Source organism: Ectothiorhodospira sp. PHS-1 (genome assembly GCF_000225005.1).
Taxonomy (GTDB): domain Bacteria; phylum Pseudomonadota; class Gammaproteobacteria; order Ectothiorhodospirales; family Ectothiorhodospiraceae; genus Ectothiorhodospira.
The window spans coordinates 1-18,722 of sequence record NZ_AGBG01000004.1 but is presented as its reverse complement, the minus strand read 5'-3'; the positions used below and the strand labels follow the sequence as shown (position 1 = coordinate 18,722).

The window sequence follows — 18,722 nt, the reverse complement described above, 5'->3', positions numbered from 1 at the left end:
ACGGCGTGATGCCATGCGTCTTTTGCCGATCGTCCTGTTGGCGCTGATCCTGGTCGCCTGCAGTGGCAGCCGCGGTCCGGGGCCTGTTTCCGGGTACACACCGGAAGAGCGTGACGGTGCGCCGCATCCCAGCCGGATCCCGGATCTGTCCCGGATCCCCGAGCCGGTGCCCCGGGTGGAGCCCATGAGCCGTTACGGCAACCCGGAGTCCTATGTGGTATTCGGACGCCGCTACACCACCCTGGATAGCGCGCAAGGGTATCGCGAGCGCGGCGTGGCTTCCTGGTACGGGACCAAGTTCCATGGCCGGCGCACTTCCAGCGGCGAGCCTTATGACATGTTCGCCATGACCGCGGCCCATACTTCATTGCCCCTGCCCACCTACGTGCGGGTGACCAACCTGGAAAACGGCCGCAGCGTGGTGGTGCGGGTGAATGACCGCGGACCGTTCGTGGACAACCGCATCATCGACCTTTCCTATGCGGCGGCCCATCGCATCGGCATGCTGGATCGGGGCACGGCGCGGGTGGAGGTCAAGGCCCTGACGCCCGAACCGTCCGGCCCGAATGTCATCCAGGCCGGCTGGGTGGAGCCGTCGCCGCCCGCCGGGCCGTCCGAATCCGGCCTGGCCGGACCCGTATTCCTGCAGGTGGGCGCCTTTTCCAGCCGCGTGAACGCGGAGCAGTTGCGCGACCGTCTGCACGCGCGGCTCGACCTGGTGGCCGTGCTGGAAAGTCGCCAGGACGACACCACGCTTTACCGTGTGCGTGTCGGCCCCCTGTCGGACGTGCGCAGCAAGCGGGATACGGTCCGGATCCTGCAGTCCATGGGGCTTGGAGACTATCGGGTCGTCGCCGATTGAACCCCTTCGCATCCGGGGTGTCCCTGGTGTGTTACCCTTTTCGATCCGAATACCCATTCCGTCGGTTTTACAGCCCCTGAAGATGCCATGATGCCAAGACTCGTCGTCAGCGTTCTGTTGCTTGCTCTCCTGTTGCCCGGACTGGCCGGCGCCAGCCTGCGTGTCTCTCCCCCCTCGGACCTGACCGCGCGCAACTATGTGCTGCTGGATGCGGTCAGCGGCATGGTACTCGCCGAGCGGGCCGCCAACGAGCGGGTCGAGCCCGCCAGCCTCACCAAGATCATGACCGCCTATATCGTCTTCAAGGAATTGCAGGACGGTCGGCTGGCTCTGAACGAACCGGTGGACGTGAGTGAACGGGCCTGGCGAACCGGCATGCGGGGGGCATCGCGCATGTTCATCGAGGTGAACACCCAGGTCGGGGTCGAGGAATTGATCCGCGGCATGATCGTGCAGTCCGGCAACGACGCCTGCGTCGCCCTGGCGGAGCGCATTGCCGGTACGGAAGGCGCCTTCGTGGACATGATGAACGCCCAGGCCCGCGCCCTGGGGATGTACGATACCCAATTCCAGAACAGCCACGGCCTGCCCAGTGACGCGGCCCAGTACACCACGGCCCACGACATCGCCGTGCTGATGCAGGCCCTGATCCGGAATTTTCCCGAATACTATTCCTACTATTCCGAACGCAGCTTCACCTTCAACGGCATCTCCCAGTCCAATCGCAACATCCTGCTGTGGCGGGATGACTCCGTGGACGGGGGCAAGACCGGCTGGACCAGCAATGCCGGTTATAACCTGGTGTCTTCCGCCCAGCGGGACGGCATGCGTCTGGTGGCCGCCGTCATGGGTATCCAGGCCGGTGATCACGAGCAGGGTGGACGCATCCGCGCCAATGAGTCCCAGGCCCTGTTCAACTGGGGCTTCAGGCAGTTCGAGGGCCACAAGCTCTATGACGGCGGGCTGGCCCTGACCGAAGCCCGGGTCTTCAAGGGAGAGCAGAACAAGGTCCAGCTGGGTCTGGTGCAGGATCTTCACGTGACCATCCCCCGCGGCAGCTATGATCGCCTCCAGGCCGAGATTTCCCTGGGCAGCAAGCTGGAAGCCCCCATCGAGCAGGGGCGTGCCTACGGCGAACTGCGCATCATGCTGGACGGCGAACCGCTGCGGGTATTGCCCCTGGTGGCCTTGCAGGGCGTCGAGGAGGGCGGCCTGTTCCGGCGCCTGATCGACAGTGCCTGGATGCTGGTGCGCTAACACTGCGGATGGTTCAAGACATGATCATCTATCTCAATGGTGAGTTTGTTCCGGAAACACAGGCCCGGGTGTCCGTGTTCGACCGGGGTTTTCTGTTCGGTGACGGGGTCTACGAGGTGATCCCCGTGTTCGGCGGCCGCCCTTTGCGGCTGGCGGAGCATCTGGAGCGCCTGACGCGTAGTCTGGCCGAGGTGCGCATCGACAATCCCCATGATCGGTCGGGATGGGAGTCCCTGTTCTCGACCCTGCTGGAGAAAAATCCGGGCGGGGACCGCAGCCTCTACGTCCAGGTGACCCGGGGCGTGGCCCGGCGTGATCACGCCTTTCCGACCGGCGTCCGGCCCACGGTCTTTGCCATGGTCAACCCCATCGTCCCCCAGAATCCGGCGGTACTGGAGCAGGGGGTGGCGGCGGTGGTGGTCGACGACCATCGCTGGTCCCGTTGCGACATCAAGGCCATCACCCTGCTGCCCAACGTGCTGGCCCGTCAGGAGGCCCTGGATGCCGGGGCGACGGAAGCCATCCTGATCCGGCAGGGGCTGGCAACGGAAGGGGCGGCAAGCAATCTGTTCGTGGTGGGAGACGGCGTCATCGTCACCCCGCCCAAGGACCGGTCCCTGTTGCCCGGCATCACCCGTGATCTGGTGGTGGAACTGGCCCAGGAAGCAGGGTTACCGTTGATGGAGTCCACCATTCCGGAGCAGTCCCTGCGGGTGGCGGAGGAGATCTGGCTGACCAGTTCCACCCGGGAGATCCTGCCCGTGACCCGTCTGGACGGTCGGCCGGTGGGGGCGGGCGTGCCCGGTCCGGTGTGGCGCCGCGTGCATGGCCTGTACCAGGATTACAAGGCCCGACTGCGGGAGACCGCATGATGCAAAAGCCTGAAGAGATGGGGTTGCAGTTTCCCTGCCAGTTCCCGGTCAAGGTATTCGGTGCCTCGGTGCCGGAACTGGGGGAACGGGTGCGGGCCATCGTCGGCAAGCACGTGCCGGACATCCGGGAGTCGGATTTCTCCATGCGTGCCTCCAAGGGCGGGCGCTACCAGGCCATCACCATCCGTGTCCACGCCCGCAGTCAGGCCCAGATGGATGCCCTTTACCTTGAGCTCAATGCCTGCGAGCTGGTGCAGATGACCCTCTGAGTCCGGTCGGATGTCCGCTATTCTTGTACGCCGCCTGGGGCGCCGGGACTATGCTTCCACCTGGCGGCGGATGCAGGCCTTCACCGATGTCCGGGATGAAGGCACCACCGATGAACTCTGGCAGGTGGAGCATCCTCCAGTATTCACCCTGGGCCTCAACGGCAAGTCCGAGCACATTCTCGATGCGGGTGACATCCCGGTGATCCCGGTGGACCGGGGCGGTCAGGTGACCTACCACGGACCGGGGCAGGTGGTCATTTACACCCTGCTGGATCTGCGGCGCTCGGGTCTGGGGGTGAGGGCCCTGGTCACCGCGCTGGAGTCGGCGGTGATCGATTATCTGGCCACCCAGGGCATCACCGCCCGGGCCAGGCCGGATGCACCGGGGGTCTATGTGGATGGGGCCAAGATTGCCGCCCTGGGGCTTCGGGTCAGGCGAGGGGGCAGTTATCATGGGCTGGCCTTCAACCTTGACCCGGACCTGTCCGCCTTTGATCGCATCAATCCCTGCGGCTATCGGGGCCTGGCGACCACCTCGCTGGCGGCGCTGGGCGTGCGGACGGACTGGGACCTGGCGGCCCAGGGGCTGACGAGCGCCTTGTCACGGCGGTTGCAAAGGCCGCTCATTGCCCCATGATTCCCAGTGTCACCCGGTCCCTGCCGCCCAGATCCCGCACCGTGTCCACTTCGATAAACCCCTGCCGGGTCAGCAGCGTCCGCACGGCCTCGCCTTGATCCATTCCGTGTTCCAGCAGTAATGCGCCGCCTGGTCCGAGATGACCGGGGGCCTGCTCGACGATCCGGCGGATGTCCGTCAGCCCGTCCGGCCCGGAGGCCAGGGCCGAGCGTGGTTCGAAGCGCAGATCACCCTGGGTCAGATGGGGATCTGTGTCGGCGATATAGGGCGGGTTGGAGACGATCAGGTCAAACCGTTCGCCGGCCAACGGCTCGAACCAGCTGCCCAGGCGGCATTCCACCCGTGCCTCCAGACCCAGCCGCGTCACGTTTTCCCGTGCCACCGCCAGTGCCTGGGGCGAGCGGTCCACGGCAACGATACGGCATCGAGGGCGCTCCACGGACAGGGCCAGGGCGATGGCACCCGTGCCCGTGCCCAGGTCCGCCAGCCGGCCCGAAAAATCTTCGGCCAGCCGAGACAGGGCGGCCTCCACCAGGGTTTCGGTATCGGGGCGGGGGATCAGTACGCCGGGGCGGACCGTGAGATTCAGGGACCAGAATTCCCGGCAGCCCAGCAGGTAGCTGACCGGCTCGCCCTCGCCGCGACGCCGCACCAGGGTCCGAAAGACCGTCAGGGCGTCCGGGTCTTCCAGGATGTCATCGCCATGGGCATAGAGCCAGCCCCGGTCCTTGCCCAGGACATGGGCCAGCAGCAACTCGGCTTCCAGGCGGGGGGCGTCCCCCTGGGCCAGGGCGGATCTCGACTCCACCAGCAGGGCCTTGAGGGTGATGGCGGGCAAGGCCGGCTTCAGTCCGCCAGGGCGGCCAGTTGTTCCGCCTGATGTTCGTTCACCAGCGGATCGATGACCGGATCCAGATCGCCGGCCATGATGGCTTCCAGCTTGTAGAGGGTCAGGTTGATGCGGTGATCCGTGACCCGCCCCTGGGGGAAGTTATAGGTACGGATGCGCTCGGAGCGATCCCCGCTGCCCACCAGGCTCTTGCGGGTGGCGCTTTGTTCCTGGAAGCGTCGGGTCTCTTCCCGCTCGATCAGCTTGGCGGCGAGCAGACTCATGGCCCGGGCCTTGTTCTTGTGCTGGGAGCGTTCGTCCTGGCATTCCACCACCAGGCCGGTGGGCAGGTGGGTGAGACGCACGGCGGAATCGGTACGGTTGACGTGCTGGCCGCCGGCGCCGCTAGCCCGATAGGTGTCGATGCGAAGGTCCGCCGGATTGATCTCGGGGATCTCCATCTCGTCCGGTTCCGGCATCACGGCGACGGTGGCGGCGGAGGTGTGGATGCGACCCTGGGACTCTGTATCCGGCACCCGTTGTACCCGGTGGGCGCCGGATTCGAACTTGAGGCGGGAATAGACCCCGCGGCCAATGATGCGGGCGATGACCTCCCGGTAACCGCCATGCTCGCCCTCGCTTTCGGACAAGAGTTCCACTTGCCAGCCCCGGGTTTCCGCATAGCGGCTGTACATGCGGAACAGATCGCCGGCAAAGATGGCGGCCTCGTCCCCGCCGGTGCCGGCACGGATTTCCAGGAAGGTGTTGTTCTCGTCGTGGGGGTCTTTCGGGATCAGGTGCCGCTGCAGGTCCAGTTCCAGGGACTCCAGCCGGGACGAGACCGCGGGGATCTCCTCTTCGGCCATGGCGCGCAGGTCCGGGTCCGGATCGCGGGCCATCTGGCGGGCCGCCTCCAGTTCATCAAGTGCGGCGGCATAGGCCTTCCAGCCCTGAACCACCGGTTCGAGCTGGCTGTATTCCATGGAATACCGGCGAAAGCGATCCTGATCCCCGATGACCTGCGGGTCCGCCAGCAGGCCGCTGAGTTCCTCGAAACGATCCGCGATGTCTTCAAGCTTGCGGCGAATGGAGTCTTTCACGAATGGATCTTGTCGGTGGAACTCGGCAGCTTGAAGAGGGCATGGGCCGCGTCCACCAGTTCCAGACGGCCTTCGCGGGCGGCCTCGTTCATGGTGTGGCAGGGGTCATGCAGCAGCTTGTTGGTGAGGGTATGGGCCAGGAAGGACAGAGCCTCTTCCGGCGACCTGCCGGCGGCCACCATCTGATTGGCCTTTTCCAGCACCTCCATCTGCACGCCGTGGGCCTTGTCGCGGAAGGCGCAGATGGTGCTCACCGCGCTTTGGGCCCGCAACCAGCCCATGAAGGTACTGACCTGGGATTCGATGATCTCCTCCGCCTGACGCGCCGCCTCCCGGCGGGACTGGAGGTTTTCCTGGATGACCTCTTCCAGGTCGTCCACGGTATAGAGGAAGACGTTGTCCAGATTGCCCACCTCCGGCTCGATGTCCCGGGGCACGGCGATGTCCACCATGAACATGGGGCGGCGCTTGCGGGCCTTCAGGGCACGCTCCACAGCGCCCTTGCCCAGGATCGGCAGGGGGCTGGCGGTGGAGGAAATGAGGATGTCGGCCTCCGCCAGACGGGCGGGGATCTCGGACAGGGTGATGACCTCGGCGTCGAACTCGCTGGCCAGTACCTTGGCCCGTTCCACCGTGCGGTTGGCGACGATGATGCGGCCGATCTGGTTGCTGTGCAGATGGCGGGCCGCCAGTTCGATGGTTTCACCGGCGCCGATCATGAGGGCGGTGAGGGGCTTCATGTCGCCCCAGATCTGCTTGGCCAGGGAGACGGCGGCAAAGGCTACCGAGACCGGGCTGGAGCCGATGGCGGTGGAGGTGCGGACGTTCTTGGCCACCGAGAAGGCATGCTGGAACAGTCGTCCCAGTTGGCGGCCCAGGGTGCCGGCGGCGCCGGCGCTCTGATAGGAACCCTTGAGCTGGCCCAGGATCTGGGGTTCGCCCAGCACCAGGGAGTCCAGGCCGCAGGCCACGCGGAGCAGGTGCTTGACCGCATCGGCTTCCGAGTGACGATAGATGTAGGGCTGGATCTCGCCGGGCTTGAGGCGGTGGAAATCCGCCATCCAGTGCAGCACCCGGTCCGTTGGCTGGTGGGCTTCGGAGCGGAAGTAGATCTCCGTCCGGTTGCAGGTGGACAGGATCGCCGCTTCCTCCACCGGAGTGGAGCGGGTCAGACCGGTGAGGGCTTCATCCATGCGGTCCGGGGAGAACACGACGCGTTCACGAATCCCGACCGGGGCGGATTTATGATTGACTCCGAGAGTAAAAAGCATCGCACGTGAGGACCTGTGGAATAGCGTATTCTGCGCCAGCATTGAAGTCATGACAAGATGTCCCGGATTTTCAACCCTTTGAGTCCGCTCGTAAAACCGGTCTGCCCAAAATTGACCCGTCGCGGCGGGAACTTATCGGCCGCCGTGGGGTGCTAAGGAACATGGGAAGGAAAAATGCGCTTGCATCGCGGTGCGTCATTTTTCGTTCCCTTGCCCAGGCCCGATTCCGCCGTCGACCGTATCAGATCCGCCCCAATGTGGTGGATTGCCTGCCGATCGTCCATGTCCCGCATCAAGAGCTTGCGATTTCGTGGTGCGCGGGCCTTGACTTGCCGACTGATCCGGTTGACGCGGTGTCGAGTCGGGGTGTGTCCAGTCTAGTTTACACTGTCCGGCGATTTTGGCACGCCCCATGGGGCGATCATTTTTCCAGCAAATGGGTTTATAGTCTTTCCATGCTGCCCAATCAAAGATCTGTTTTCCCCTGGTTTCCTTCCCGTCACCCGCTACCCCGCCTGGGAGCGGCGATGGTGCTGTGCGGATTGCTGACCGCTTGTGCGGGTCTGCAGCGGGACAGTCAGGACCATGAGCCCTGGCGGCCCCTGGCCGAAGGTCATCTGCTGCCGTTGGAGGCGCAGGACAACGGTGTCGCCGATCTGCTCTACGAATTGCTGGTGGGCGAGATCGCCGGACATCAGGGTGAATTGCAGGTGTCCGTCGAACACTACCTGCGGGCGGCCCAGCGTACACGTAACCCCGAAGTGGCTGAGCGGGCGACCCGCATTGCCCTGTTTGCTGGCGATCCGGTCGCGGCCCTGCCGGGTGCCGAGCGCTGGCTGGCGCTGGAGCCGGAGAATCTGGAGGCCCGTCAGATCCTGGCCGCGCTGTTGGTCAACGAAGGCCGCCCGGAAGAGGCCGCCAGCCATCTGCTCACCGTGCTTGAGCGCATGGAGGCGGTGGAGGGTGACGGCTACGGTCTGCTGGTGAACATGCTGTCCCGCAGTCAGAACGGCGATGCCGCGATAGAGGCCCTTGCCCTGGTGGCGGAGGGCCGTGGCGATGAGGCCCATGCCTATCTGGCGGTGGCCAGTCTGGCCCTGCAGCAGGATCGCCCCCTGACGGCCGTGGCGGCGGCCGAAAGGGCGCTGACCCTGGACGGCGGGCTCAGGGAGGCGCACGTCCTGCGCGCCCGTGCCCTGGGGCACGCCGGTGACGAGGAAGCCTCCCTACGAGCCATGGGAGAACTGGTGGCGCGCTATCCCGGCGATGTGGATCTGCGCATCACCTATGCCCGCCTGCTGCTGCAATCGGAGCGTTATGAGGAGGCCCGTCAGCAGTTCGAGCGGGTTGCCCGCGAGCGGCCGGGGGATGCCGACCTGCTCTATACCCTGGGGCTGCTGAACATCGAGGTGGAACAGTACGACGACGCGCAGCGTTATCTGGAGCGGGTGCTGCAGACCGGGCGGCGTGCCCAGGAGGCCCGCTATTACCTGGGACGGATCGCCGAGACCACCGGTGACCGTGAACGGGCCATCCGCTTCTATGAGCAGGTGACTCGGGGAGATCACCGTGACGAGTCCGTCATTCGCGCCGCCCTGCTCAGGGGGGAGCTCGGGCAGGTGGCGCGGGCTCGCACCGATCTGTCGGCATTGCGGGATCGTCTGGCCGAGCCGGGTGATCGGGTGCGCGTCTATCTGGCCGAGGCCGGTCTGCTTCGGGATGTGCGTGACTATGAGGCCGGAATGGACCTGCTCAATCAGTCCTTGCGGGAATACCCCGGCAATCCGGACCTGCTGTACTCCCGGGCGCTCATGGCGGAGCGGTTGGGCCGGATCGATCTGGTGGAGGCGGATCTGAACCAGATCCTGGCCCAGGATCCGGATAACCCGGCCGCTCTCAATGCCCTGGGCTACACCCTGGCGGATCATACCGATCGCCACGAGGAGGCCTACGGCTATATCCGTCGGGCCTATGCCCAGCGCCCGGATGACGCGGCCATCATCGACAGCATGGGCTGGGTGCTCTACCGTCTGGGGCGTCTGGACGAGGCCGAGGTCTACCTGCGGCGTGCCCACGACATGATGGAGGACGGCGAGATCGCCAGCAATCTGGCGGCCCTGCTGTGGGATCGGGGCGAGCGGGAGGAAGCCCTGGAGATTCTTTACCAGGCCCTGGAGCGGGATCCTGATCATGATCGTCTGCTCAGGCTCAAGGAGCGCCTGGATCCATGAGGGCACTCCTGCTTGTCTGTCTGGTGAGCCTGCTGCTTACCGCCTGTGCCGTGCGTCCGCCGGTACCGGTGGATGATCGGGAGCAGGCCTGGCAAGAGCGGGTGCGGTTGCTCTCCGCCCAGGATGAATGGACCCTGAGCGGCCGGATCGCGCTGTTCCTGGAGAACGAGCAGTGGAATGCCCATCTGCGCTGGCGTCAGCGGGGGGATGACTACGACATCCAGCTGTTCGGGCCGTTCGGACGTCATGCCGCCACCCTGGAGGGTAATGCCGCCGGCGTGACCTTGCGTAATGCCGAGGGTGATGTGTACCAGGACCGGGACGTGGACCGTCTGGTGCATCAGGCCCTGGGCTGGCAGCTGCCGGTCAGCGGATTGCGCTATTGGGTGCTCGGCATACCTTCCCACGACCGCCTGGAAGGGCGGGCCCTGGATTCGGCGGGCAGGGCCCAGCGACTGCTGCAATCCGGCTGGGACGTGGGGTACGATCGCTATGCCGAGGCCGTCGGCCCGGCGCCGCTGCCCGATCGCATGAGGCTGGAATTCGACGACATACGCGTCCGCCTGGTGGTGGACGACTGGCAAATGGCACCATGATGCAACAAGACCCTTGCATGGGCTGGCCCGCGCCCGCCAAGCTCAATCTGTTCCTGCACATCATCGGTCGTCGGCCCGACGGCTATCATGAATTGCAGTCCGTGTTTCAGTTCCTCTCCCATGGGGATACCCTGGATTTCCGTTTGCTGGATGAGGATCGGGTGTGCGCCGAGCACGCCCTTGACGGCGTGGATCATGACGATGATCTGACCGTCCGGGCCGCTCGGGCCCTCAAGGCCGCCACCGGTCACCCCGGCGGCGTGGCCATCCGGGTCCATAAACGTCTGCCCATGGGGGGCGGGCTCGGCGGCGGTAGTTCCGATGCGGCCACGGTGCTGGTGGCCCTCAATGCGCTCTGGGAGACCGGACTGGACGACGACGCCCTGGCCGACATGGGCCTGAAGCTGGGTGCGGACGTGCCGGTGTTCGTGCGCGGCCATGCCGCCTGGGCGGAAGGGGTCGGGGAGCGGCTGGCGCCGGTGTCGCCGCCTGAGCCCTGGTATCTGGTGGTGCATCCCGGCGTGATGGTGCCCACCGGGGCGATCTTTACCGATCCTGGATTGACACGGGACTGCCCACCCATCAAAATAGCGGACTTTCTTGCAGGACGAGCAGGCAACGTATGTGAGCCGGTCGTCTGTCGGCGCTTTCCGGAGGTGGCCAAGGCCCTGGAATGGCTGCAACGACAGGGCGTGGCGGCACGCATGACGGGTACCGGCAGCTGTGTGTTCGGCATCTTCGAGACGGAAGACGCCGCCCGCGCCGCCCTTGATTGTCTGCCGGGTGGATGGACGGGGTTTGTGGCCCGTGGCTGCAACCAGTCTCCGTTGCATCGACACAGGGCTCGGCTTCAGGCTGTCACTGCCTCGCAGGAATAACGAGTCACACGATTTATTGGGCCGTCGCCAAGTGGTAAGGCACCGGGTTTTGATCCCGGCATTCGCAGGTTCGAATCCTGCCGGCCCAGCCATTCTTCGGACGTTGCCTGCCGTCGCCAGGCCAGCGCCGCCACCGGTTCACTGTCCCCATGACGGTCATCGGCTGGCGGCGTTTACGCTATGGCGCGGCCCGGTGCGTCCTTTCGCCGGCAGGGTGGCCCGCGTCAGCCCTGCTGGTGCAGCCCTGTCATCCGCTTCGCTCGCAACCGGACATTGTTGGAATCATGCTGCCCAGGTCCACAGTGGTGGAAAAATCCAAGATGATGGTCTTCGCGGGGAATGCCACTCCCCAACTGGCACAAAGTGTCGTCAATCACCTGAACCTGCCGCTGGGCAAGGCCGTCGTCGGTCGCTTCAGCGACGGGGAAGTGCAGGTGGAAATCCTGGAGAACGTGCGCGGCCGGGACGTCTTTGTCGTCCAGTCCACCGGCGCGCCCACCAATGACAATCTGATGGAATTGCTGATCATGGTGGACGCCCTGCGCCGGGCCTCCGCCGGGCGCATCACCACCGTCATTCCCTATTTCGGCTATTCCCGTCAGGATCGCCGGGTGCGGTCCGCCCGCGTGCCCATCTCCGCCAAGGTGGTGGCCAACATGCTTGAGGCCGTCGGCGCCGACCGGGTGCTCACGGTGGACGTGCATGCCGATCAGGTCCAGGGTTTCTTCAACGTGCCGGTGGACAACGTCTATGCCTCGCCGGTCCTGCTGGGCCATATCTGGCGCCAGAAAATCCCGAACCTGCTGGTGGTGTCTCCCGACGTCGGCGGCGTGGTACGCGCCCGCGCCCTGGCCAAGCGCCTGGATGACGCGGAGCTGGCCATCATCGACAAGCGGCGTCCCAAGCCCAACGAGTCCCAGGTGATGCACATCATCGGGGATGTGGAAGACAAGACCTGCATCATCATCGACGACCTGGTGGACACCGCCGGCACCCTGTGCCAGGCCGCCAAGGCCCTCAAGGACCACGGGGCTTCCAAGGTCATGGCCTATGCCACCCATCCGGTGCTCTCCGGCCCCGCCATCGAAAACATCAACAACTCCCAGCTCGACGAGCTGGTGGTCACGGATACCCTGCCGCTGCGTCCCGAGGCCAAGGCCTGTGGCCGCATCAAGCAGCTCAGTGTTGCCGGCATGCTGGCGGAAACCATCCGTCGCATCAACCGCGAGGAATCGGTCAGCTCCCTGTTCATCGACTGATGAACCGGCATGGGTTGATCGCCGCTGCCTCTCCTGGTCGCGGGAGAGGCTTTTTGTTTGTGTGACTGGAGAACCGACATGAGTGTCAATTTCGAACTGCAAGCCGAGCCGCGCGCGGACCAGGGCAAGGGTGCGAGCCGCCGCCTGCGCCGCGCCGGCAAGTTGCCCGCCATCGTCTACGGCGGCGACAAGGAACCCGTGGCCATCACCCTGGACCACAATACCGTGTGGCTGAGCCTGGCCCACGAAGCCTTCTATTCCCACATCCTGACCCTGAAGGTGGACGGCAAATCCGAGCGGGTCATCCTGCGCGACCTGCAGCGTCATCCGGTCAAGCAGATGGTCCTGCACATGGATTTGCAGCGCGTCACCGATGATCAGGCCATCAAGGTCCACGTGCCCCTGCACTTCATCAACGAAGACATCTGCGTGGGCGTGAAGACCGGCGGTGGCATGATCAGCCACCAGGCGATGGAAGTGGAAGTGGAGTGTCTGCCCAAGGATCTGCCCGAGTTCATCGAGGTGGACGTGGCTGCCCTGAATGTGGGGGACTCTCTGCACCTGTCCCAGATCCAGTTGCCGGAAGGCGTGAGCATCGTGGCCCTGGCCCAGGGTCCGGATCATGACCTGCCGGTGGTCAGCGTGCTGAAGACCCGTGGCGGCAGCAGCGCCGAAGAGTCTGAAGGCGAGGGCGAAGGCGAGGCGTAAGCCGCCTTGTCTTTCCGACCGCAAGAAAGGATGACACCTGCCAGTGGCTGACAAAGACACCGTTCAGGTCATCGCGGGGCTGGGAAATCCCGGCCCCGACTATGCCATGACCCGGCACAATGCCGGGTTCTGGTTCGTGGATGAGCTGGCCCGCCGTCATGGTGGCCAGTTTCGCCTGGAGAACAAGTTTGCCGGCGAAACGGCGCGCATCCGCATCCAGGGGCAGGAAATCTGGCTGATCAAGCCCCAGACCTACATGAATCACAGTGGGCAGCCCATCCGGCTGCTGACCCAGTTCTACAAGCTTCCCATCACCTCCGTGCTGGTGGCCCACGACGAGATCGACCTGCCTCCGGGCACGGCCCGTCTCAAGCGCGGGGGTGGTCATGGTGGGCACAACGGCCTGCGGGACATCATGGCCCACCAAGGGCAGGACTTCATGCGCCTGCGGCTGGGGGTAGGCCATCCCGGGCATCGTGAGCAGGTGGTCGGGTTCGTGCTTAACCGTCCCTCCCGCGAGGAAGAGCCCCTGATCATGGACGCCATTGATCGTGCCGCCGACCTCATGCCCCTGCTGTTGTCCGAGGGACTGCAGAAGGCCATGAACCGACTGCACTCGGCGTGATTGACCCGGTTTGTCTCTTTTTCCATCCTGATTTTCCACCTGATCCCACCCGGACCCTCCCATGAGCTTGAAATGCGGCATCGTCGGCCTGCCCAATGTGGGCAAATCCACCCTCTTCAATGCCCTCACCAAGGCGGGCATTCAGGCGGAAAACTACCCCTTCTGCACCATTGACCCCAATGTGGGCGTGGTGCCGGTGCCTGATCCCCGGCTCAAGGTCCTGGCCGGGATCGTCTCCCCGGAGCGGGTGTTGCCCACCACCGTGGAGTTTGTGGACATCGCCGGCCTGGTGGCCGGTGCCTCCAAGGGCGAAGGCTTGGGTAACCAGTTCCTGGCCCACATCCGCGAGACCGACGCCATCGCCCACGTGGTGCGCTGTTTTGAGAATGACGACGTGATCCACGTGGCCGGCAAGGTGGATCCCCTGTCCGACATCGAGGTCATTCACACCGAGCTGGCCCTGGCGGACCTGGAGACCGTGGAAAAGGCCCTGACCCGCCTGACCCGCAACGCCAAGTCCGGCAACAAGGATGCCATCGCCCGCAAGCAGGTGGCCGAGAAGGTGCAGGCGGTGCTGGCCGAAGGCCGTCCCGCCCGCAGTGCCGAGCTGGATGATGACGAGCGCCTGCTGCTTAGGGAATTGCAGCTCATCACCGCCAAGCCCACCATGTACATTGCCAACGTCAATGAGGATGGTTTCGGGAATAATCCGCTGCTGGATCGGGTGCGGGAACATGCCGCGGTGGAACAGGCCCAGGTCGTGCCCGTCTGTGCCGCCATGGAGGCGGAGATCGCCCAGCTGGACGAGGCCGACAAGGCCGAATTCCTGGGTGAGATGGGTCTGGAAGAGGCCGGGCTGGACCGGGTGATCCGGGCCGCCTACGAACTGCTGGGTCTGCAGACCTTCTTCACCGCCGGGGTCAAGGAAGTCCGTGCCTGGACCGTCAAGCGCGGCGCCACCGCGCCCAGGGCGGCCGGCGCCATCCACACGGACTTCGAGAAGGGCTTCATCCGTGCCGAAGTCATCGGCTATGACGACTACGTGAACTGCAAGGGCGAGCAGGGTGCCAAGGATGCCGGCAAATGGCGTCTGGAGGGCAAGGAGTACATCATGAAGGAAGGGGACGTGGTGCACTTCCGGTTCAATGTCTGAGCCATTCGACGGTTTTCCCGACCTTGCCTTCCCCCGAAGTGTCATTCCCGCGCAAGCGGGAATCCAGTTGCGGACGGAAACTCTGGACTCCCGCTTTCGCGGGAGTGACGGCAGGAGATTCACCAAATGATGTCTCCGCGCTTGACAACGATCCTGGGTCCGAGCAAAATAACGCGCTTTCAAGGCTACGTAGCTCAGCTGGTCAGAGCATCGCACTCATAATGCGGGGGTCGGTGGTTCGAGTCCACCCGTAGCCACCAGTATTTTCAAGTAGTTACCCTCCTGTCAGTACCTTCCCTATGCCTCCCGAGACGTTTTGCAGCACTTATGCAGCACTGCGGGAGGAGAGCATTGGCGCACATTGTTTCTCGCCGTGGGCCGGGCGGGCGAACTGTTTACCAGGTTCAGGTTCGTATCAAGGGTTATCCCCGACGCACTTGCACCTTCGATCGGATTAGCGATGCGCGTCGCTGGGCGGCCGAAACCGAGGCTGCCATGCGGGCAGGCCGATTTCTGGACACCAGCGAGGCGGAGCAGACCACGCTTTGCGAGCTACTCGCCCGCTACCGTGATGAAGTCGTCCAGCCCAAGGGACGTGCCCAGGAGGTCTCGCGCCTCAACCGCTGGATTCGCGAGCACCCCCTCCGTGACCGATCGTTGGCCCGGCTCCGGCCGATGGATTTTGCGGCTTGGCGCGACGAACGCCTCCGGGAGGTGAAGCCCGGGACCGTCTGTCGGGAACTCGCCATCATCCGACGCGCCATCCGCCACGGGATGAACGAGTGGGGGATGAACCTCAACCTCAACCCGCTGGATCGGGTCAGCCGGCCCACCGTGGACGATGCCCGGGAGCGGCGGCTCTACGATGGGGAGGAGGACTTCCTGCTGGCGGCCTGTCGGCGCGTGAGCCAGCCGGGTCGCCACGGGGGTCGCGGCGGACAGGTGCACCGGCCGCGCTCCCCCTATCTGTTGGCATTTCTGCTGATCGCGCTGGATACCGGCATGCGCCGGGGCGAGATTCTGGCCCTGCGCTGGTCCAACCTGGACCGCAAGCGGCGCGTGATCACGCTACCGGCGGAGATCACCAAAACCCGGACCGGGCGTTCAGTCCCACTCTCCCCCAGGGTGATGGCGGAACTGGATCGGCTGCCGAGATCCATCGATGGCCGTATCATCCCGATGGAGGCCCGGGCGGCGAGCCGTGCAATCGAGCGTGTCATCCAGCGTGCCCGGCATAACTACGAACAGGCGTGCAGGCGTCAGGGCATCAAGCCTGATCCGGCCTACCTGCGGGGGCTCCGGCTGCACGATCTGCGGCACGAAGCCGTCTCGCGCCTGTTCGAGGCGGGACTGAACCCCATGCAGGTCGCCTCGATCAGCGGGCACAAGGACCTGCGGATGCTGGCGCGGTATACCCATCTGGACGCGGCGGACCTGGGGCGTCAGCTCTGGGGGAAAGCCGGGGACGTCTCATGACCGTGGGGACAGACCGGCCTGAGATATCTGCGCGGAGGGGGAAAACCCAATGGTGGAGTACGGCAACTGCGAAGTGCCGAAAGAAGCGCGCGACGCTCTCGGGATCCTACGCGATGAGTTGGCCGGTAAGCTTGTCGGTGTCTACCTGTATGGTTCGGCGGTCGCTGGTGGGTTGCAGCCGAACAGCGATGTGGATGTCCTGGCGCTGGTGAGAGAGCGACCGGATGTGGGCACACGCCGTCGCATTGTATCCAGGCTGATGACGGTGTCGGGTACGCCGGAGCTCGATGGCACTCCCCGGCCGTTGGAGGTGACGGTGTTGTGCCTTTCGGATCTGGTGCCGTGGCGATATCCGCCCCGCTGCGAACTGCTTTACGGTGAATGGCTGCGCGAGACGCTTGAGGGCGGAACCATTCCGCCAGCTGCACTGAACCCGGACCTGGCCATCGTGTTGACGAAAGCGATCGCGGACAACGTCGTGCTTTTCGGGCCGCCGGTGGGAAGTGTGGTGGATCCAGTGCCTGCGAAGGACGTGCGGAAGGCGATTGCTGATTCGCTTCCGGAGTTGATTGGTGGCCTGGAAGGGGACGAACGCAACGTGCTCCTGACCCTGGCCAGGATGTGGATGACCGTCGAGACCGGCGAGATCGTCTCAAAGGACAACGCGGCAGCCTGGGCCGTCAGCCGCCTTCCAGCAGGGCATCGACCCCTGATGGAAATTGCGAGACGGGCATACCTGGGTGAGTGTCGGGATTCCTGGCGAGGGCGTGAGAGTGATGTCGGCGCACTGGTCGGGTACATGCACGGCGTAATTGAGCAGACCCTCGCTCAGCGAGCGTCGTGACCTCTCCGCGGCGAGACGTCGGCCATGGTGGGTAGACACCTCACCAGGTAGGTGTTGGCGGTCCTGCGTCCGGCGTTCTCCCGGCGGTGGTCCGCGCCCTCCGCTTTGAAGGCCTCCCTCCATCGACGGCGGTAGCCTCCTAGGACTTCCCTGTGGCGCTGCCGGGGGATCTTGGCAAGGCAACGCTGAATGAAAGCGACATCTTCCGCCGTGAGCGGCAGGCCACGCAGGATGTGGCCGTGGTTGCTGGATACCCGTGTGGCGCGGTTGGCAATGGAGCGTACCCGTGCCTGGACAATCTCAGGCCAGCCCGGCCCGTCTGGCCGAGGACCGGTAAGTCTGATCTCCCACTCCTGACGCAGTTCCCGGTCTGCGGCGACGTGCAGCAGACGATCCATTTCCCCATCACCCTAATCCAGCAATCACCGATTGGTGATAGGGCCGTTACTGACAGAGGGTGGACCGGAAACGAGGAACGGACCTCGATCATCTGCGGAAGATTTGCCGGTTGTGACAGGGTGAAATTACACTTGGACCGTGGTGCCCGGTCGTTCTCTTTGCCTGACCCCTGTGAGATCCAGCCCGTACAAGCTGGGGGCATGGGGCTCCCTGGGGAGGCAGGCCCGTCCTGTCGTCAGGTGAAGGAGTCGAGGCGATGGCCAAGACGAAGTGTTATCCGAAACGCACTTCCGGCAAGCCTGGGCCGAAGACCGTCAGTGTTTCCGGACACCGACGGTCGAAGCCCAAGTCTACCGGGAAAAAGTGTTGAGTAGGTAAGCAGCTGGACGGCCGGGCGCCACCCAGTTCTTCTAGAATAGCGACAGGATGTTGCTATTTCTACGGGCACGTCTTTTACTTGATTTTTCCTCGGCAACATCCCATCATTGCGCATGAGTTCCCCCCTCGGGGTGCGTCCCCGAGGATAAAGGCCGGGTTCCCGCAAGGGGCTCGGCCTTTTCACTTTAGGGATGGTGAATAATGAGGCGACTGGCGCTGTATGTTGATGGATTCAACTTTTACCACGCCGTCAGTGACTTGCGACGACCGGAGCTGAAGTGGGTCAACCTGGCCCGGTTGGCGGCGGAGCTTGCGAAACCCACAGAGAGGGTGGCTTCTGTAGTCTACTTCTCCGCTTATGCTACTTGGTTGCCTGATGCCTATGCGCGTCATCGTGAGTACACCAAGGCATTGAAGGCTTCGGGCGTTGAGGTGGTCATGGCCCACTTCAAGGAAAAGACCGTGCAATGCTTCAAATGCCAGTCCACGTGGACTAGCCGGGAGGAGAAGGAAACCGATGTTCATCTGGCACTGAGGTTTCTGGCTGATGCCGAGGACGATGTCTTCGACCGAGGGCTGTTGTTGACTGCCGACTCGGATCTGGTGCCGGTTGTTCGTATGGTGAAACAACGCCACCCGAGGAAGAACATTACCGTCGCAGCGCCACCCAAGAGGCATCGCAACGGGCGAAACCTGCAGCAGGTGGCGGACAGCTATTTCCAAGTTGGGACCACAAAGCTGGAGGCAGCACTGTTTCCCGAGTTTGTTTCCGATGGCAAGGGGAACGTGGTCGCACGGCGGCCGCCAGAGTATGATCCGCCTGCGGTCCCGTGAGCAGTAGGGGTCAGGCTTCAAGCTGAGTCTGTTCGCGACGTGTCCTGGCAACGGCCACTGTAACGCCCACCAAGGTCCATCCGGCCAGTGCGGTGAAAAGCAAGTGTATTACCGCCCCTGCCGGCGGGCCGATCTGCACGGCCAGCCAGAGCACTGGTGGCCAGGCGATGAACCACCGCAGCCAGTACTCCCCGGCTCTATCGGCCACCCAGCGGCATTGCTCGCGGGTCAGGGGGCGAGCCAG

Annotated in this window: 19 protein-coding genes and 2 tRNA genes; 17 read left to right on the top strand and 4 right to left on the bottom strand. The window is 64.4% G+C overall.

Features of this window, described 5'->3' with window-relative positions; genetic code table 11:
- The first annotated feature begins 13 nt into the window (after nt 1-13).
- The 5 genes from ECTPHS_RS02485 to lipB all read left to right on the top strand — a co-directional run bounded on the left by ECTPHS_RS02485 (nt 14) and on the right by lipB (nt 3,897).
- The gene (locus ECTPHS_RS02485; RefSeq protein ID WP_040404877.1) at nt 14-862 is read left to right on the top strand and encodes a septal ring lytic transglycosylase RlpA family protein; all 849 of its coding nucleotides are present in this window, start codon (nt 14-16) and stop codon (nt 860-862) included.
- 87 nt (nt 863-949) lie between these two features.
- Nucleotides 950-2,119, top strand: coding sequence for a D-alanyl-D-alanine carboxypeptidase family protein (locus ECTPHS_RS02480; RefSeq protein ID WP_008931098.1), 1,170 nt, complete (start codon nt 950-952; stop codon nt 2,117-2,119).
- A 20-nt stretch (nt 2,120-2,139) separates the two neighbouring features.
- Nucleotides 2,140-2,991, top strand: coding sequence for a D-amino acid aminotransferase (locus tag ECTPHS_RS02475; RefSeq protein WP_008931097.1), 852 nt, complete (start codon nt 2,140-2,142; stop codon nt 2,989-2,991).
- On the top strand, nt 2,988-3,260 hold the full coding sequence (locus tag ECTPHS_RS02470) for a YbeD family protein (RefSeq protein ID WP_040404875.1): 273 nt from the start codon (nt 2,988-2,990) through the stop codon (nt 3,258-3,260). Before ECTPHS_RS02475 ends, ECTPHS_RS02470 begins: the two co-directional genes overlap by 4 nt.
- A gap of 10 nt (nt 3,261-3,270) precedes the next feature.
- Nucleotides 3,271-3,897, top strand: coding sequence for a lipoyl(octanoyl) transferase LipB (gene lipB / locus ECTPHS_RS02465; protein WP_040404874.1), 627 nt, complete (start codon nt 3,271-3,273; stop codon nt 3,895-3,897).
- On the opposite strand, the gene prmC is transcribed toward lipB, so the two are convergent.
- The 3 genes from prmC to hemA are packed head-to-tail and all read right to left on the bottom strand — an operon-like array spanning nt 3,884 to nt 7,097.
- Nucleotides 3,884-4,735, bottom strand: a complete 852-nt coding sequence (gene prmC / locus ECTPHS_RS02460; RefSeq protein ID WP_008931094.1) for a peptide chain release factor N(5)-glutamine methyltransferase — start codon at nt 4,733-4,735, stop codon at nt 3,884-3,886. The two genes, lipB and prmC, sit on opposite strands and share 14 nt — an antisense overlap.
- 8 nt (nt 4,736-4,743) lie before the next feature.
- The gene (gene prfA, locus ECTPHS_RS02455) at nt 4,744-5,826 is read right to left on the bottom strand and encodes a peptide chain release factor 1 (protein WP_008931093.1); all 1,083 of its coding nucleotides are present in this window, start codon (nt 5,824-5,826) and stop codon (nt 4,744-4,746) included.
- Nucleotides 5,823-7,097: a glutamyl-tRNA reductase gene (gene hemA / locus ECTPHS_RS02450; protein ID WP_040404872.1), complete on the bottom strand. Its 1,275-nt coding sequence runs from the start codon at nt 7,095-7,097 to the stop codon at nt 5,823-5,825. Before hemA ends, prfA begins: the two co-directional genes overlap by 4 nt.
- A gap of 542 nt (nt 7,098-7,639) precedes the next feature.
- On the opposite strand from hemA, the gene ECTPHS_RS02445 reads away from it, so the two are divergent.
- From ECTPHS_RS02445 to ECTPHS_RS13850, 12 genes are all read left to right on the top strand, one after another.
- Entirely contained in the window at nt 7,640-9,328 is a 1,689-nt protein-coding gene (locus tag ECTPHS_RS02445) for a tetratricopeptide repeat protein (RefSeq protein WP_246828298.1), read from the top strand.
- Complete coding sequence (lolB, locus tag ECTPHS_RS02440) at nt 9,325-9,924, top strand: lipoprotein insertase outer membrane protein LolB (protein ID WP_008931090.1); 600 nt, start codon at nt 9,325-9,327, stop codon at nt 9,922-9,924. The genes ECTPHS_RS02445 and lolB overlap by 4 nt, the downstream gene beginning before the upstream one ends.
- Entirely contained in the window at nt 9,924-10,802 is an 879-nt protein-coding gene (gene ispE / locus ECTPHS_RS02435; protein WP_141565242.1) for a 4-(cytidine 5'-diphospho)-2-C-methyl-D-erythritol kinase, read from the top strand. Before lolB ends, ispE begins: the two co-directional genes overlap by 1 nt.
- A 17-nt stretch (nt 10,803-10,819) precedes the next feature.
- Nucleotides 10,820-10,894: transfer RNA gene (locus ECTPHS_RS02430), tRNA-Gln, on the top strand.
- Between the two features lie 228 nt (nt 10,895-11,122).
- Nucleotides 11,123-12,061: a ribose-phosphate diphosphokinase gene (locus ECTPHS_RS02425; RefSeq protein ID WP_008931088.1), complete on the top strand. Its 939-nt coding sequence runs from the start codon at nt 11,123-11,125 to the stop codon at nt 12,059-12,061.
- Between the two features lie 78 nt (nt 12,062-12,139).
- A complete protein-coding gene (locus ECTPHS_RS02420) occupies nt 12,140-12,769 on the top strand; it encodes a 50S ribosomal protein L25/general stress protein Ctc (protein WP_008931087.1) in 630 nt (209 codons plus the stop codon).
- 43 nt (nt 12,770-12,812) lie between these two features.
- Nucleotides 12,813-13,394 (top strand): aminoacyl-tRNA hydrolase, encoded by a 582-nt coding sequence (gene pth, locus ECTPHS_RS02415; protein WP_008931086.1) that lies wholly within the window; start codon nt 12,813-12,815, stop codon nt 13,392-13,394.
- 61 nt (nt 13,395-13,455) lie between these two features.
- On the top strand, nt 13,456-14,547 hold the full coding sequence (gene ychF / locus ECTPHS_RS02410) for a redox-regulated ATPase YchF (protein WP_008931085.1): 1,092 nt from the start codon (nt 13,456-13,458) through the stop codon (nt 14,545-14,547).
- 183 nt (nt 14,548-14,730) lie between these two features.
- A tRNA-Met gene (locus tag ECTPHS_RS02405) sits at nt 14,731-14,807 on the top strand.
- Between the two features lie 235 nt (nt 14,808-15,042).
- Nucleotides 15,043-16,023, top strand: coding sequence for a site-specific integrase (locus tag ECTPHS_RS02400; RefSeq protein ID WP_008931084.1), 981 nt, complete (start codon nt 15,043-15,045; stop codon nt 16,021-16,023).
- 49 nt (nt 16,024-16,072) lie between these two features.
- Complete coding sequence (locus ECTPHS_RS02395; RefSeq protein ID WP_008931083.1) at nt 16,073-16,867, top strand: aminoglycoside nucleotidyltransferase ANT9; 795 nt, start codon at nt 16,073-16,075, stop codon at nt 16,865-16,867.
- Nucleotides 16,868-17,845: 978 nt separating this feature from the next.
- A complete protein-coding gene (locus ECTPHS_RS13850; protein ID WP_008931081.1) occupies nt 17,846-18,478 on the top strand; it encodes an NYN domain-containing protein in 633 nt (210 codons plus the stop codon).
- Nucleotides 18,479-18,488: 10 nt separating this feature from the next.
- Here the strand turns inward: ECTPHS_RS13850 and ECTPHS_RS14750 are convergent.
- The coding region (locus tag ECTPHS_RS14750; RefSeq protein ID WP_040404867.1) for a hypothetical protein at nt 18,489-18,722 on the bottom strand (234 nt) is incomplete at its 5' end.